The 14,482-nt window shown below is 65.7% G+C and carries 13 protein-coding genes and 1 tRNA gene; 8 read left to right on the top strand and 6 right to left on the bottom strand.

The window, feature by feature from the left end; genetic code table 11:
* The coding region (locus ABF821_RS15910) for a serine hydrolase domain-containing protein (protein ID WP_415530710.1) at window positions 1–518 on the top strand (518 nt) is incomplete at its 5' end.
* Window positions 519–634: 116 nt separating this feature from the next.
* On the top strand, window positions 635–1,129 hold the full coding sequence (locus tag ABF821_RS15905; protein WP_415530709.1) for a PaaI family thioesterase: 495 nt from the start codon (window positions 635–637) through the stop codon (window positions 1,127–1,129).
* A 76-nt stretch (window positions 1,130–1,205) separates the two neighbouring features.
* On the opposite strand, the gene ABF821_RS15900 is transcribed toward ABF821_RS15905, so the two are convergent.
* Window positions 1,206–2,162 (bottom strand): S1/P1 nuclease, encoded by a 957-nt coding sequence (locus tag ABF821_RS15900; protein WP_415530708.1) that lies wholly within the window; start codon window positions 2,160–2,162, stop codon window positions 1,206–1,208.
* 147 nt (window positions 2,163–2,309) lie between these two features.
* On the opposite strand from ABF821_RS15900, the gene ABF821_RS15895 reads away from it, so the two are divergent.
* The 3 genes from ABF821_RS15895 to ABF821_RS15885 all read left to right on the top strand — a co-directional run bounded on the left by ABF821_RS15895 (window position 2,310) and on the right by ABF821_RS15885 (window position 3,670).
* Window positions 2,310–2,386, top strand: a tRNA-Arg gene (locus ABF821_RS15895).
* Window positions 2,387–2,882: 496 nt separating this feature from the next.
* The gene (locus tag ABF821_RS15890) at window positions 2,883–3,170 is read left to right on the top strand and encodes a hypothetical protein (RefSeq protein WP_183010310.1); all 288 of its coding nucleotides are present in this window, start codon (window positions 2,883–2,885) and stop codon (window positions 3,168–3,170) included.
* Between the two features lie 143 nt (window positions 3,171–3,313).
* Window positions 3,314–3,670, top strand: coding sequence for a response regulator (locus ABF821_RS15885; RefSeq protein ID WP_415530707.1), 357 nt, complete (start codon window positions 3,314–3,316; stop codon window positions 3,668–3,670).
* 18 nt (window positions 3,671–3,688) lie between these two features.
* Here ABF821_RS15885 and ABF821_RS15880 read toward each other — a convergent pair whose 3' ends face one another.
* The 3 genes from ABF821_RS15880 to gmk form a co-directional block, all read right to left on the bottom strand.
* Window positions 3,689–4,324: a LysE family translocator gene (locus ABF821_RS15880; protein ID WP_415530706.1), complete on the bottom strand. Its 636-nt coding sequence runs from the start codon at window positions 4,322–4,324 to the stop codon at window positions 3,689–3,691.
* Window positions 4,325–4,385: 61 nt separating this feature from the next.
* The gene (locus tag ABF821_RS15875; protein WP_375288977.1) at window positions 4,386–5,909 is read right to left on the bottom strand and encodes a replicative DNA helicase; all 1,524 of its coding nucleotides are present in this window, start codon (window positions 5,907–5,909) and stop codon (window positions 4,386–4,388) included.
* 98 nt (window positions 5,910–6,007) lie between these two features.
* The gene (gene gmk / locus ABF821_RS15870) at window positions 6,008–6,679 is read right to left on the bottom strand and encodes a guanylate kinase (RefSeq protein WP_415530705.1); all 672 of its coding nucleotides are present in this window, start codon (window positions 6,677–6,679) and stop codon (window positions 6,008–6,010) included.
* A gap of 96 nt (window positions 6,680–6,775) precedes the next feature.
* On the opposite strand from gmk, the gene ABF821_RS15865 reads away from it, so the two are divergent.
* The 3 genes from ABF821_RS15865 to ABF821_RS15855 all read left to right on the top strand — a co-directional run bounded on the left by ABF821_RS15865 (window position 6,776) and on the right by ABF821_RS15855 (window position 12,357).
* Window positions 6,776–7,594, top strand: a complete 819-nt coding sequence (locus ABF821_RS15865; protein WP_415530704.1) for an SDR family NAD(P)-dependent oxidoreductase — start codon at window positions 6,776–6,778, stop codon at window positions 7,592–7,594.
* Between the two features lie 79 nt (window positions 7,595–7,673).
* Window positions 7,674–9,017, top strand: coding sequence for a purine-cytosine permease family protein (locus ABF821_RS15860; RefSeq protein ID WP_246402174.1), 1,344 nt, complete (start codon window positions 7,674–7,676; stop codon window positions 9,015–9,017).
* Window positions 9,018–9,054: 37 nt separating this feature from the next.
* Window positions 9,055–12,357, top strand: coding sequence for an efflux RND transporter permease subunit (locus tag ABF821_RS15855; RefSeq protein WP_415530702.1), 3,303 nt, complete (start codon window positions 9,055–9,057; stop codon window positions 12,355–12,357).
* Window positions 12,358–12,436: 79 nt separating this feature from the next.
* Here the strand turns inward: ABF821_RS15855 and ABF821_RS15850 are convergent, their stop codons facing one another.
* Window positions 12,437–13,423 carry a glycosyltransferase gene (locus ABF821_RS15850; protein WP_415530701.1) on the bottom strand — a complete coding sequence of 329 codons (987 nt, stop codon included), beginning with the start codon at window positions 13,421–13,423 and terminating at the stop codon, window positions 12,437–12,439.
* An 11-nt stretch (window positions 13,424–13,434) separates the two neighbouring features.
* On the bottom strand, window positions 13,435–14,334 hold the full coding sequence (gene rfbA, locus ABF821_RS15845; RefSeq protein ID WP_415530712.1) for a glucose-1-phosphate thymidylyltransferase RfbA: 900 nt from the start codon (window positions 14,332–14,334) through the stop codon (window positions 13,435–13,437).
* Between the last annotated feature and the right edge of the window lie 148 nt (window positions 14,335–14,482).

The following is a 14,482-nucleotide window of genomic DNA, read 5'->3' as shown; positions in this document are numbered from 1 at the left end:
CACGGTCACGTTTCCTCCCGCCCCCCTCCTGGTACCCCACCATCGCACCCACCCAATTCGACGAACATGGTGTGATGCTGCGCGGCATCGTCCATGACCCCACGGCCCGCCGCATGGGCGGCGTGGCGGGCCATGCCGGGCTGTTTTCCGACGCCGCCGACATGACGGTCTACGCGCAGGCCCTTCTGGACCGCCGAGCCGGCCGCCCCAGCGCCTTCCCCCTCAAACCCGAAACCCTGCTCCTGATGACCACCCCCCAGCAACCGCCCGGCAAGGACGATTGGCGGGGCCTCGGCTGGGATATCCGCACACATTATTCCTCGCCTCGAGGCGATGTATTTCCAATAGGTTCATTCGGTCACACCGGCTTTACCGGCACGTCGCTCTGGATGGACCCGACCAGCGACAGTTTCGTGCTGATCCTGACCAACCGGGTGCACCCATCGGGTGGTCACAGCGTCGTACGCCTCCGTCACGATGTCGCGACAGAGGCCGCCCGCGCCCTGCAAACGCCCTGACGACGGCTTGCCCGACACCATATTCCGGCTCTGCACGCCGAAGCATTCAGACTTCTTGACGGAGAATTTCCGATGGACTCAGTCCTTACCACCCAGCCCGTTCCGGCAGGTCATGCATGACTGTCACCCCCCAGTCTGTCGACGATCCCCTGCCGCCCCCGCCCGGCTTCGTTCCCCTGCCAGAAGCCCTGACCAGCGGTTACAATCTGGTAAGCGGTGGTTTTCTGGTCGCGCAGGAAGCGGGCGCGTTGATCGGCGGCTTTCGCGTGACCGCCACATGCTGCAATCGGGCCGGTTTCTGTCACGGGGGCAAACTGGCGACTGTATGCGATATCTTCCTAGCGCTGGCAGTCGTCTTTCGGGAGGATCTGCGCGATGATTTCCTGCCCACCGTATCGCTGACAATGGATTTCATGGCACCGGTGGCCCGGGGCGCGTGGGCCGAATTGCAGGCGGACACGTTGCGCATTACCCGCAGCCTGGTCTTCGCGCAAGGGCTCGTAACGGTGGACGGCACCCCGGCTGCGCGGGCCAGTGCCGTTTATCATCGCACTCCGCCAGCCCGTGACAGTGCGCATTCCATGGGCGCTGCCCTGCGGGCCATTCTGTAATTGGGATAGCAATCCGGATTTGGGGGCGTTTCAGGTTGAAGCAACCTGAAACGCCCGCATTCTCGCGAACGGCTGCCTAGCGGGCGGCGGCGAACGTTGCAGGGTCGAGTGCGCGATTGAGTAGCAGGGCCAGGCGAACCCCCGCTTTCTTCAACTGTTCCGTGACCACGCCGCGTGCCATGGCGTCATATCCGGGCGGCAACGCCATGGGGGCTGCATCCTGCTGGCATCCAGGGGGGGAGCCAATGCTGTATGCATCCGTGCGGGCAAGTTCGAAACTCTGCTGGACCCATGCCTTCGGGTCGCCCTGTTCCCATTCCTCCTTCTGGCTCGTCGTGATTTCGTGGAACAGTCGTTCGGCCAAGTGCCGCGCGTTCGGGTCGACTTCGGACACTGCCACGGTGTCCCAATAGCTGTGCAGATTCACGGTGCGCGGGCCGCCTAGTGCCAGACGCACGCAATTGCCGCCTTTGTCATGATTGTCGGCAGCGTGCAGCGGCTGGTGCATGTCCGCCACGAAATGAACGACGTATTTCAGTGCCAGCGCGCGTTCATCCGGGCTGGTCGCCTTGTCGGCGAGTTCATGGTCGAAGGCGTCCAGACGGTCTATGACGCAGTCCTGAACCGGCCCGGTGCTGGCAGGTACCGATGAGGTGGGAAAGCCATGGCAGGCCGATGCCAGGTCCGGGTGGTCGATCTCGATATCGACGAAATGCCACTCACCGGTCTCGGGATGTGTGCGGCGCCAGACATCCGCCCAGACCGCCCGCGACATCAGGTCCGGTCCCGTGGTCGTGTCGTGGTCGCTGGCCAGGATCGCGTCGACCGCGTGCCGGGTGGTAGGCGTCAGGTAATTCCAGGCCAGAGCGGCGACCACCTGGTGGCCTTCAACGCCCCATGCGCCGGCTTTCTGCGGCCCGGCTAGAAGCCCCAGTAGCAACGATGCCACCCCGATCACGCCCATGCTTGCGCGCCTGCCGTTTCTCCACATCTGACCGGCCATGCCGCCCCCCCCCTCGTTGTTTTTACTCATCCGCTCCCCTGAGCCGGAAGTCGGCCGTACTCTGCCATGCCGGCCTGCCCTCTGGAACCATTCCCGGATCGTTGTCATGGAGATGAAAAAAATCGCTGGAAGGGGGTTGTCGTTCCCCGACCTCTCGGTTAAACAGCGCTCCACGACGCACCCGTAGCTCAATTGGATAGAGCACCAGACTACGAATCTGGGGGTTAGAGGTTCGAGTCCTTTCGGGTGCGCCATTCTCCTTAAAATTAGACGGATCGCTGCCTGTTAAGGGGCAAAACTTGCGGACTTCGTCGGGCTCATGACAGGTTCGTGTCCGGGAACGGCGCGACGCGTGTATCCCGGCTTTGGCGCCTTGGTTGCGTCGCTCCCGTTGAGTTTGATCTTGGGCGTGTTCTGTAGCAGCCTCAGAGGCGCGGTCCGCATGGAAGCCTATGTCGGAGCCACTTTCTGATATGTCATCCCGCCATTGCCGACATTTCCGCTGACTTCGTGGATCATGCGGTACGGTGTCCGTTTCTGCGGTGCATACGCACTTGGATGCGATGTTACTGCGTTGCTCTACGGGTTGACCTTGTAAGTCGCCGGATGAATGAGTGTGATCATGCAAGGGCGGAATATTCCAAAATATTCAAGGATCTTTTGAGGCAGAGTTCTGCTGGATTCCGCCCTCGGCGTGTGTCGGAAAACGGTGGTAGAACAGGGCCGTGGTGAAGAGGTGTCATTGTTATAATGAAATCTGTTGTGGTCTTTGCCATGGTCGGATCGGCCTTGTCCGGATGTACCCATCCTACTGCCCGGCATGATGATCCTCGGGCCGTTCTTTTTCGTCATGTCGGCGGTGATCCGTCGCTGGGTGGGGCGGCCTACAAGCCTGACGACGGCAAGATGCATGGGCAGGTCACGGTGGGTGTGGGGGCAAGCCCTGGCCAGGGGCGCGGCGCCGTGCCGATGAGTTCGGCTGATATCACGAATGTGCTGCCCGGCCTCAGCATCGGGGGAACATCATGGGGACGATAGGGGTGGCAGAGGGGTAGAGGTGGGGCGCTCATTGGACGGGGATGGAGGTCTTCGGTGGTCGACTGATGGTTGAGAACCCCGCCATCGTGGACCCGCCGCGGGGCGGTGATCTTTCTTCTGATGAAGCAGCGGAGCATGCGACCGTGAAAGACCGGACCATCCTTGTGCTGGAAGATGAGTTCCTCATCGCGATGGAGTTGGAAGACGTGCTGGGCATGGAGCATGGGGCGCATGTCCATATCGCGTCCACGCCTCAGGCCGCGCTCGATATCCTGGAGAGATATCCGGTCGATGTGGCCATTCTCGATGTCAATATTGCGGGAGAAAGTTCCTTCCCCGTCGCTCGGGTCCTGTCCGAACGGGGCATTCCGTTCCTGTTCGCTACGGGGTACGAAGCGGCTTCGTCGGCGATGGAAGCGTTTTCGGCGGTTCCGGTGCTTGCGAAACCCTATACGATGTCAGGCGTTGTCGCCGCTCTGCGGGGCATGATACGGGCGTGAGCCTTCGCGGCCGCTCGTTCAATGTCGGTCGGTCAGGGCCAGTTTGAGGCCGAAGCCCATGAAGATGCAGCCGGTCAGGCGGTCGAGCCTTCTGACGACGGCGGGGCGTGACAGGATGTGGCTGAACGGAACCGTCAGGGCGACGAGCAGGGAAAGCCAGGACATGGACATGACCGCCTGAAGACCGGCCAGCAGCAGGGAAAAGAGAATCACGTTGACGCCGTGAGGAATGAATTGCGGCAGGAACGTGATGTAGAAAATACCCACCTTCGGGTTGAGGATATTGCTCATGAACCCCTGCCGGAAACCGGCGGCGGGAGACAGCCTGCGGGTTGCCGCCGTGGGGTCCCCCGAAAAAGCCGTGCGCGGGTGCAGCAGCATGCCGATTCCGAGATAGAACAGATAGGCGGCACCAGCCCATTTCACGATATTGAAGGCGAGCGCCGATGCCGCCAGCAGGGCCGTCAGCCCGAATGCCGCGCCGATGCCCCACACCAGCAGGCCGCCCGTGATGCCGAGCGATGCGCTCAGCCCGCTTTTCGTCCCCGACGTGGTCGAGGTGCGCAGGACGGTTGCCGTGTCCAGGCCGGGCGACATCGTGAAAATGGCCGCCGATGCCGTAAAGGCGGCCAGAGACATGGTGATGGTTTGCATGGATATCTCGGCAGGATCGCAGGGAGGAAGGCGGTTTCGGATCAGGTGCGGGTTCTGGTGATCAGGAAGGCGGGTATCCGCCTTCATGCACCAGGTCGAGATCGCCGAAGCGGGTGAATTCGCCCTCGAAGAACAGATGCACGGTTCCGGTGGGGCCGTGACGCTGTTTTTCCAGGATCAGTTCGGCGCGGTTGTGCGCCAGGTCCATCTTGCGTTGCCAGTCTTCCAGCGCCGTCTGGAATTTGTCGGTCGAATCGTAGGCCGTTTCCTTGGGCTGGCGCTGTTGCAGGTAATACTGGTCGCGATAGACGAACATCACCGCGTCGGCGTCCTGTTCGATCGAACCCGATTCACGCAGGTCCGACAGCATCGGCCGTTTGTCCTCGCGGCTTTCGACCTGACGCGAGAGCTGGGACAGGGCGATGACCGGCACGCTGAGTTCCTTGGCGATCGCCTTCAGGCCCTGGGTGATCATGGAGATTTCCAGCACGCGGCTTTCCGGCCGGGTGCCGACCGACGGGCGCATCAGTTGCAGGTAATCGACCACCACCAGGCTGAGGCCCTTGGTGCGGGCCAGGCGGCGGCAGCGCGTGCGCATGGCCGACAGAGAGATGGCCGGGGTGTCGTCGATATGCAGCGGCAATTGCGCCAGTTCGCGCGTGACGTGGACGAAGCGGTCGAATTCCTTCTGCCCGATCTCGCCCCGGCGGATGCGTTCGCCCGAGACGCTGGCCTGTTCGGACAGGATACGGGTGGCCAACTGCTCGGCCGACATTTCCAGCGAGAAGATGGCCACCGACCCTTTGGGCTGGGTGCCCGGTGCGGCGTCCTGGGCCTCGCGCATCAGGGCGCGGGCGGCGCTGAAGGCGATCTTGGTGGCGAGTGCCGTCTTGCCCATCGCCGGACGTCCGGCCAGGATCAGCAGGTCGGAGGGATGCAGGCCGCCGGTTTTCTTGTCGAGATCGCGCAGGCCGGTCGTCAGGCCCACCACGTCGCCTTCTCGGTGGAAGGCCTTCTCGGCCACTTCCAGCGCGTCGGCCAGGGCGCGATCGAAGCTGGTGAAGCCGCCATCCTGCCCCTTGTCGGTGGCCAGGCGGAACAGTGCCTCCTCGCCCGCCGCGATCTGGTCGACGCCGGTCAGGTCCGGGCGGGCGCCGAAGGCGTTGTTCACGACTTCTTCGCCGACTTCGATCAACTGGCGGCGCACCCAGGCGTCGTGGATCACCCGGCCATAATCGCCGGCATTGATGATGCCGACCATCGACGTGAGCAGGCGGGCCAGATAGGCCATGCCGCCGACCGGCTCCAGCATGCCGGAATGTTCGAACTCGCCGCGCAGGGTGACGGGGTCGGCCAGTTGCCCGGCCTCGACCCGCCGGGCGATGGCATCGTAGATCCGGCCGTTGACCGCATCGGCGAAATGGGCGCCGGTCAGGAAGTCCGACACCCGCTCATAAGCGCGGTTATTGGTCAGCAGCGCGCCCAGCAGGGCCTGTTCCGCCTGCATGTTGGCGGGGGGCTGGCGTTGGGTCAGGCCCAGCAGGGAGCCTTCTCCGGGGCGGGATTCGGTCTGGGAGGTATCGATCTGGTTCACGTTCCCATCCTAGCAGACAGGCGGGCGACGACACAGGGATTGCCGACCGTGGGATGATGCGGGTGCATGGCAGGCAGGCTTGCCGGTATTCAGCCCTCGAAGCTGGCGACGAATGCGGGGAGGCCCTTCTGGCGTGCCGTCTGGAGCCGGGCGGCGACCAGGATCGAGCGGGCTTCGGCAATCGCCTGGTCCAGGTCGGTATTCACGATGACGTGGTCGAATTCCCGCCAATGGGCGATTTCATCCCGTGCCGCCGTCATGCGCTTGGCGATTTCCTCCGCATGGTCGGAGGCGCGACCGTGCAGGCGGCGTTCCAGTTCGGCCAGCGAGGGGGGCAGTACGAACAGGCTGATCACGTCGTCGGGCAAGGCCGCGCGGATCTGGCGATGGCCCTGCCAGTCGATATCGAAGACCATGTCGCGCCCCTCGGCCAGGGCGGCTTCGACCGGGCCGCGCGGCGTGCCGTAGCCCCGACCGAACACGGTCGCCCATTCCAGCAGGTCGCCGGTCGCGGCCATCTGCTCGAACTGTTCCATGGTGCGGAAATGATAATGCACGCCCTCGCTCTCGCCCGGACGGGGCTGGCGGGTGGTGACCGAGACGGAGTGCAGCAACTGGGGCTCGGCCGCGCGCAGGGCGTTGGCGATGGTGGATTTTCCGGCACCCGAGGGGGCGGAGATCACCAGGCAGACCCCGCGCCGCGCAACGTGCGGCCGGGCGGATGGGCCATGTCGTTCCCTGCTGGGCGTCATCGTCGGCATATCCCCCCTCTTTCCTGGTCCGCTGCCACTACCGTTCCGCACCGGACCCGGCGCGGATTTGCGGTCTTTTATCAGGCAGTCTCTATTCTGGCGAACATGAAACGGGACATGATTCTGATTACCGGCGCTTCGTCGGGCATCGGGCGCGCGATCGCCCTTCATCTGGCGGCCCCCGGAGTGCTGCTGCACCTGGGCGGGCGCGATCCGGACCGGCTGGAGGCCGTGGCGCGGGACTGTGCCGCGCGTGGCGCGCGGGCGCTGACGCGGCGCCAGGACGTGCGCGACGCGGAGGGCATGGCGGAATGGATCGGCGATGCCGGGACGCTGGACCTGGTGTTCGCCTGTGCCGGCATTACGGCCTCCACGGCGGCGCGGGCGGCCGGCGCGCCGCGCGAGGCGCCGGGGCAGGTGCGGCGGGTGCTGGATGTGAATGTGGGTGGCGTGATCAATACCGTGCTGCCGGCGCTGGAGACGATGAGCGGGCAGGCGCGGGATGGGCGGGGCGTGCGGGGGCGGATCTGCGCGATTGCCTCCGTGGCGGGGCTGGTCGCGTTTCCTGGCACGCCGTCCTATTGCGCGTCGAAGGCGGCGGTGGACCGGTTCATGGTCGCGACCGGGGGCAATACGGCGCGGGACGGCATTCTGCTGTCCAGCGTCTGCTGCGGGTTTGTCCGCACGCCGATGGTGGCGGCCAACGATTTTCCGATGCCGGGCCTGACCGAGGTCGATGACGCCGCCGCCGCGATCCTGCGCGGGGTGGCGGCCGGGCGGCGGCGGATCGTGTTTCCGTGGTGGCTGGTGGCCGGGTCGCGGCTGATGGATCTGCTGCCGCCGCGCCTGGCCGAACTCTATTACAGCCGCCAGCCTGCCGGGCAGGCCGGCTCGATGCCCGAGACGGGGGGCATGTCGTCCTGACGGACGGCTTGCCAGCGGTGAAGGTTCGGGCCACGATTGCTTTCGACGTCATCATGATCGGGGGTCCGGACTGTTGTCGATGTCCTTTCTGCGTCCCCCGGCCATGGAGGAGCTAGGCGCCGCCGCCGTGTCGCGCCCGGTTCCGGCCGAGCGCAAGACGATGAAGCTGGACCGGGTGTTCTGGAGCCATTTCTCGCCCAATCTCGGCCCCGGTGGCTGGGTGACGGGGGCGCTGCTGGTTTCGCTGGGGCTGGATTTCCGCTTCGGGCTGCTGGCGATCGTGATCGGCAATGTGATCGGGGCGGTGCCGGTGGCGCTGGCGGCCGCGATCGGCCCGCCGACCGGGCTGACGCAGATGGAGGCTTCGCGCCGGGCGCTGGGGCGGCTGGGTATCCGGCCGCCGGCCTTTCTCAACTGGATTTACTGCGTCGGGTGGGACGCGGTGAACAATGTGCCCGCCGCCACGGCGCTGATCGCGTTTCTGTCGATCGTGGCGGGGGTTGCGCCGCCGTTCTGGCTGGCGCTGGGCGTGCTGGCCGCGGCACAGATGGTGGCCAGCATCTACGGCCACGACGTGGTGCAGGCGTTGCAGAAATATCTCGGCGCCGCGCTGCTGGCGGCTTTTGCGGTGATCGGGTCGCAGGCGGCGTGGCATGGGGGGGCGCTGCCGCATGCGGCGCATCCGCCCACGCTGGCGACCATGCTGCTGGCGGTGGCGATCCTGGCCAGTTTCAACCTGTCCTGGGCGTCCTATTCCTCGGACTATACGCGCTACCTGCCGGCCGATACCGCGCCGGGGCGGGTGGTGTGGCTGGCGCTGGCCGGGCTGCTGGGTTCGGCGGTGCCGTTTCAGATCCTCGGCCTGCTGACGGCGGCCAGCGTCGCCGAGCCGTCGCCGACGGCGGTGATCGCCAGCCTGCAACACGCGGCGGGGCCGCTGGGGCCGATGGTGCTGGCCGTGATCGCGCTGTCGTCGGTGACCGGCAATTCGTTCAACGACAATACCGCCAGCTACAGCCTGATTTCCGCCGGCGTGCATATTCCGCGCGTGCTGGCGGCGATTATCACCGCATCGCTCGGCTATGGGCTGGCGGTGGCCGGAGCCGGGCGGTATGCGGCGCTTTATACCGATTACCTGGTGGTGACGATGTACTGGATCGCGCCCTGGATCGGCATCGTGCTGGCGGACTGGTATTTCGGCGACCGTACGGTGCATCCGGTCCCTGCCGGCTGGACGCGGGGGGCGACGATCTTCATTGTCGTTTCGGTGGTCACCATTCTGCTTTTCTCGACCAGCCAGATTTATACCGGTCCTGTCGCCCGATGGTTGGGCGGGGCCGATATCGGCTATTATGTGGGCTTCTTCGTCGCGGCGCTGTGGTACGGCCGGGGCGGGGTGCGGCCGGGCGTGATGGAAAGCTGATGCACAGGCCGTTGTCATCCGCTATGCGCATTTCCGTATGAACCCCTGCCGTCCTTTCATTCTGCGCCCGGTCGCGACAACGCTGATTGCGGTTGCGCTGGTGCTTGCGGGCCTGTTCGCCTACCGCGCGTTGCCGGTGGGGGACCTGCCGAACATTTCGGTTCCTGTGATCTATGTGGTGGCGACCCAGCCGGGGGCCTCGCCGCAGCAGATGGCGACCTCGGTGACCACGCCGCTGGAACGGCGGCTGGGCCAGATTGCCGGGATCAGTTCGATCGAGTCGGATTCGACCGACAGCACGGCCTTCATCCTGCTGACGTTCGACGACAGCCGGAACATCGACGGTGCGGCCAATGACGTGCAGGCGGCATTGCGGGCGGCGGCGCAGGACATGCCCACCACCTTGCAGATGGTGCCGCAATACTGGAAGGCCAATCCGTCCGACAATCCGATCATGATCATGGCGCTGACATCGGACAGCCGGCCGATGTCCGAACTGTACGATGTCATGAAGACGCATCTTCAGCCGATGCTGTCGCAGATCAAGGGCGTGGGCTGGATCGAGATCGCGGGCAGTTCGGCCCCGGCCGTGCGGGTGGAGATGAACCCGTATGCGCTGTTCAAATACGGCATCGGCTTCGAGGATATCCGCTCGGCCCTGGCTTCGGCCAATGCCAACACGCCCAAGGGTTATGTCGATGTGGGGCCGCAACGCTACACGATCGCGACCAACGACCAGGCCCGGCGGGCAGAGGACTATCGGGGCCTGATGGTGGGGTACCGGTCCGGGCGGCCGGTGCGTCTGGCCGACGTGGCCTCGGTGGTCAACGGGGTGGAGGACGAGCGGCAGACGGGCTATTTCAGCGGGCATCGCGCGGTCATGGCCGTCGTGCGGCCGCAACCGGGTGCCAACGTCATTCATGTGATGGATGCGATCCGCGAGCGTATCCCGAGCATGCGGGCGGCCCTGCCCTCGGGCGTGACGCTGACGCCGGGCATGGACCGGTCGATCACGATCCGTGCCTCGCTGACCGATACGCAATTGACGCTGCTGATTTCGGTGCTGCTGGTGGTGGGGGTGGTGCTGGTGTTTCTGCGGGCGCCGCGTTCGACCCTGATCCCGGCGGTGACGGTGCCGATCTCGCTGGCGGGCACGCTGGCGGTGATGTACCTGCTGGGCTTTTCGCTGGATACGCTGTCGCTGATGGCGCTGACGATCGCGACCGGCTTCGTGGTCGATGACGCGATCGTGGTGGTGGAGAACATCGCCCGCCACATGGAAGACGGGATGCCCCGCCGCGAGGCCGCGCTGCTGGGTTCGGGCGAGATCGCCTTTACCGTGCTGTCGATCACCATCGCGCTGGTCGCGGTGTTTCTGCCGCTGCTGCTGATGCCGGGGACGCCGGGCAAGATCTTCTTCGAATTCGCGATGACGCTGGCGACCGCCGTTACGGTTTCGCTGTTCCTGTCGGTGACGCTGACGCCGATGATGTGCAGCCTGCTGCTGGATGTGGCGCACGGGGCGCCGCTGCCCGCCGGTGCGTCGGCCCTGCGGCGCGGCCTGCGCCGCCTGGGCGACGGCTTCGAGTCCGTGTTCGAGGCGGTTCTGAATGGTTATGTCCGCTCGCTGGACCGGGCGTTGCGGCACCGGTGGCTGGTGCTGGCGACCCTGCCGTTCAGCCTGCTGGCGACCGTGGGCATTATCGTCATGATGCCCAAGACCATCATCCCCAAGGAGGATGTGGCGCTGGTCGTGGGCTATTTCCGTGGCGACGAATCCGGCTCGTTCCAGAAGATGAACCAGAAGATCCAGGCCGTGAGTGCCGCGATGATGGCCGACAAGGATACGGAATCGGTGGCGGCCTTTTCGGGCGATACGCGGGTGGAGGGGCAGGCCTTCGCGCAGATGATCGGCAAGCATGAGCGCGGCGACGGACCCGACGAGATGATCGCCCGCGTGCGCGAGCGCCTGAAGGGGTTGCCGGGCGTGCGGCTGTCGCTGTTTTCGGCGGGAGATGTGAATGGCGGTGGTGGCCGCCAGCAGCAGGGCGCCTATCGCTATGTGCTGCGCAGCGACAATGCCGAGCAGATCTATGAGTGGACGCCGCGCATCGTCGACGCTCTGAAGGGCAGCAAGGTGATGACCGACATCACCACCAACCTGACCGGTCACGGGGTGGCAACGCATGTCGATATCGTCCGCGATACCGCCGCGCGCTTTCTGGTGACGCCGCAACTGGTCAGCCAGGCGTTGTATGACGCCTATGGCCAGCGCAGTGCCTCGAACATTTCCACCCCGCTGGCCACCTATCATGTGGTGATGGAGGTTGCGCCGGTCTATCGCCAGTCGCCCGACATCATGAAGGCTTTCTGGGTTTCGACTTCGGGCGGGACCGCCGGGGGCGGCACGGTGTCCAACACGGTGCGCGTGCCTACGCCCAGCAGCGGCGATGCCTCGCGGGTCGCGACGCTGAGCCAGCAATCCTTCCGCAATGCCATCGCCAACCGGCTGGCGGGTGGGGCGGGGGCTTCGAGCGGGTCGGCCGTGTCGTCCAGCATCGAGACGATGGTGCCGTTGCCGGTGGTGGCCGCGATCCATGATCGCCCGACCTCGATTTCGGTCGGGCATCGCGATGGTTTCGTCTCGGGTGCCATTTCCTTCAACCTAGCCGCGGGGCGGTCGCTGGACGAAGCGACGGCGGAAATTCGCGGTGCGATGGTGCGGCTGCATGTGCCGGTGTCGATCCAGGGCGGCTTTACCGGGCAGGCGGAACAGTTCCAGACCGCGATGATCAACGAATTGCTGGTGTTTCTGGCCGCGTTGGCGACGATGTATGTCACGCTCGGCATTCTGTACGAAAGCTATGTGCATCCGCTGACCATTCTTTCCACCCTGCCGTCGGCGGCGGTGGGGGCGGTGCTGGCGCTTTGGATAACGGGCGAGGAGTTCTCGCTGATTGCGATGATCGGCGTGATCCTGCTGGTCGGTATCGTGAAGAAGAACGCGATCCTGATGGTGGATTTCGCGCTGCATGCCGAACGTGACGGCAGCATGTCGCCCGAGGAGGCGATCCGCGAAGCCTGCGCCAAGCGTTTCCGGCCGATCCTGATGACGACGCTGGCCGCTGCCTTCGGGGCGGTGCCGCTGATCGTCAGCAGCGGCTACGGGATCGAACTGCGTCGTCCGCTGGGCATTGCCGTGGTCGGCGGACTGGTGATGAGCCAGTTGCTGACGCTTTACACGACGCCGATCGTCTATCTGCTGCTGGAGCGCATCCGGGCGTGGGTGACGCGGCAGGCTTCGCGCCCCTGGCGGGGAAATATGCGGACGGCGGGCTAGGAACATCGCATGTCCCCAGCAAAAAATTTCTGAACGAATCAGAGTTTTTTGGTTCTTTTTTGCAAAAAAGAACGAAGACTTACGCCCCTGCGATAAAACGCAGCCGGAAAATCATGTTTTCCAACCATCGGGGCCGGTGCAGCCCCGGCATGGTCCTGAGCAGCCGCAGGCGGTCGCGGCGGCGGCCGTCGAGCACGGCTTCGATCCGGCCGAGATCGCTGCGGGCCGTTGCGGAGAGCAACCCTTCATGGGCCAGCAACTGGCGGACATTCCGGCGGAAAGCCGTCATGAAACGCTCGGGACCGTATGGTTGTCGTTCGCCGCGATGCCGGCGGTGCAGCACTGTGGGGTGTGGATCGACCCGTACCGTGCCGCCGGCGGCCAGTACCAGCAGGCAGGCCCACCAGTCATGGGCGGCGGGCGTGTCGGGCAGGGTGCCGGACGTGGCCAGGGCGCGTGCCGCGTCGTTCATCATGACGGTGCATCCGGCGGCCGCGTTCTGCGCCAGGGCCGCGAGCAGGCCCGGTCGTTCGGTGCGGGGTGACGACAGGCCGAGCGGGCGCAGGGCGGAATCCACCAGAATCTGCCGGCCGCAATAGAGCGCGGGGCCGTTCGCCTGCATGTCGGCCAGGCAGGCCAGGCCGCGTGCGAGTTTCTCGGGCAGCCAGACATCGTCCTGCTCGGCGAAGGCGACTGTCGAGGCGGGCGGTGCCGCGCGCAGGAGCATCTGGTAGGAGGCGGCGATGCCCAGATGGCCGCCGCCGGGGTCGATTTCCCGGCAGCGCCCGGCCCCCGGACCGCTCTGGAATTGTCGCATGATGGCCACCGAGCCGTCGACCGACCCGTCGTCGCGCCACAGGAGCATCCATTGCATCCAGTCCTGCGCCAGGATCGAATCGAGCATGGCCTGAAGCCAGGGGGCGCCGTTGAACGTGGAGAGCAGGATCGCGACCCGGGGGGCGCGGCGTGCGGGGCTGGGGAGAGCGGTCGGCCAGGCCGGTGCCGCCTCCGGCCCGCTTGCGGACCAGGGCGGCGGGGCATCGGAAGACGGAGGCAGGATGTCCATCGCGTGCCGGTTTATGCCGAGATCGGCACGGGGGTGGATGGCGCGGCCGCCTCGGCCACGTCGTGCAGGTGCCGGCCGAGTTCGGTCTTGAAAACGCTGCCGGCGAGCGTGCGGAGCTGCGCGGCGTCGATGAAGCCCATGCGGAAGGCGACCTCGGCCGGCGAGCCGACCAGCATGCCCTGGCGGGACTGGATGGTCTGCACGAACATGCCGGCCTGGAGCAGGGCGTCGGGCACGCCGGCGTCCAGCCACGCGCAGCCCCGGCCGAGTTTTTCGACCTGGAGAGAGCCTTCTTCGAGATAGATGCGGTTCAGGTCGGTGATTTCCAGTTCGCCTCGGGGCGAGGGGCGGATCTGGCGGGCGAAGGTGCTGACGCGGGCATCGTAGAAATACAGCCCCGTGACCGCCCAGGGGGAGGCCGGGGTGGCGGGCTTTTCGACCAGCGAACTGGCGCGGCCTTCGGCATCGAAGCTGACCACGCCGTAGCGTTCGGGGTCGCGCACCTGATAGGCGAAGACGGTGGCCCCGCTGTCGCGTTTTGCCGCGCCTTGCAGCAGCGTGCCGAGATGGTCGGCGAAGATCAGGTTATCGCCCAGCGCCAGGGCGCAGGGGGCGCCGGCCAGCCAGTCTTCGGCGATCAGGAACGCCTGGGCGATGCCGTCCGGGCTGGGCTGGGCGCGGTAGCTGAAGCGTGCGCCGTATTGCGACCCGTCGCCCAGCAGGCGCTGGAACTGCGGCAGGTCGTCGGGGGTGGAGATGATCATGATGTCGCGGATGCCGGCCAGCATCAGCGTCGAGAGCGGATAATAGATCATCGGTTTGTCGTAGACCGGCAGCAACTGCTTGCTGGTGGCCAGCGTCATGGGGTGCAGCCGGGTGCCCGACCCGCCGGCCAGGAGGATGCCTTTCATCGCGGGTGCGGTCGTGCGGTCGTTTGCCGCAGGCGCGTTCGCGCGATAGGGGTGCAGGTGCGACAGGTTGGTCATCGGGGTGGGGTCCGATCCTGGGGTTTGCATGGGTCGCGCCTTTCCTGATGGGTCTTGGGGGTCCGTCTGGGGG

The sequence above is a fragment of the Gluconacetobacter sp. genome (genome assembly GCF_047721585.1).
GTDB classification, from domain to species: Bacteria; Pseudomonadota; Alphaproteobacteria; order Acetobacterales; family Acetobacteraceae; genus Gluconacetobacter; species Gluconacetobacter dulcium.
This window is presented reverse-complemented; position numbering and strand designations above follow the sequence as displayed.

What these genes read in the sequence shown, in the direction of transcription:
- ABF821_RS15900 (WP_415530708.1), bottom strand. Translation starts at nt 2,162, where the DNA reads ATGAGTAAAAACAACGAGGGGGGGGGCGGCATGGCCGGTCAGATGTGG.
- ABF821_RS15860 (WP_246402174.1), top strand. Translation starts at nt 7,674, where the DNA reads ATGTCCTTTCTGCGTCCCCCGGCCATGGAGGAGCTAGGCGCCGCCGCC.
- ABF821_RS15890 (WP_183010310.1), top strand. Translation starts at nt 2,883, where the DNA reads ATGAAATCTGTTGTGGTCTTTGCCATGGTCGGATCGGCCTTGTCCGGA.
- gmk (WP_415530705.1), bottom strand. Translation starts at nt 6,679, where the DNA reads ATGCCGACGATGACGCCCAGCAGGGAACGACATGGCCCATCCGCCCGG.
- ABF821_RS15905 (WP_415530709.1), top strand. Translation starts at nt 635, where the DNA reads ATGACTGTCACCCCCCAGTCTGTCGACGATCCCCTGCCGCCCCCGCCC.
- ABF821_RS15850 (WP_415530701.1), bottom strand. Translation starts at nt 13,423, where the DNA reads ATGGACATCCTGCCTCCGTCTTCCGATGCCCCGCCGCCCTGGTCCGCA.
- ABF821_RS15855 (WP_415530702.1), top strand. Translation starts at nt 9,055, where the DNA reads ATGAACCCCTGCCGTCCTTTCATTCTGCGCCCGGTCGCGACAACGCTG.
- rfbA (WP_415530712.1), bottom strand. Translation starts at nt 14,334, where the DNA reads ATGAAAGGCATCCTCCTGGCCGGCGGGTCGGGCACCCGGCTGCACCCC.
- ABF821_RS15880 (WP_415530706.1), bottom strand. Translation starts at nt 4,324, where the DNA reads ATGCAAACCATCACCATGTCTCTGGCCGCCTTTACGGCATCGGCGGCC.
- ABF821_RS15865 (WP_415530704.1), top strand. Translation starts at nt 6,776, where the DNA reads ATGAAACGGGACATGATTCTGATTACCGGCGCTTCGTCGGGCATCGGG.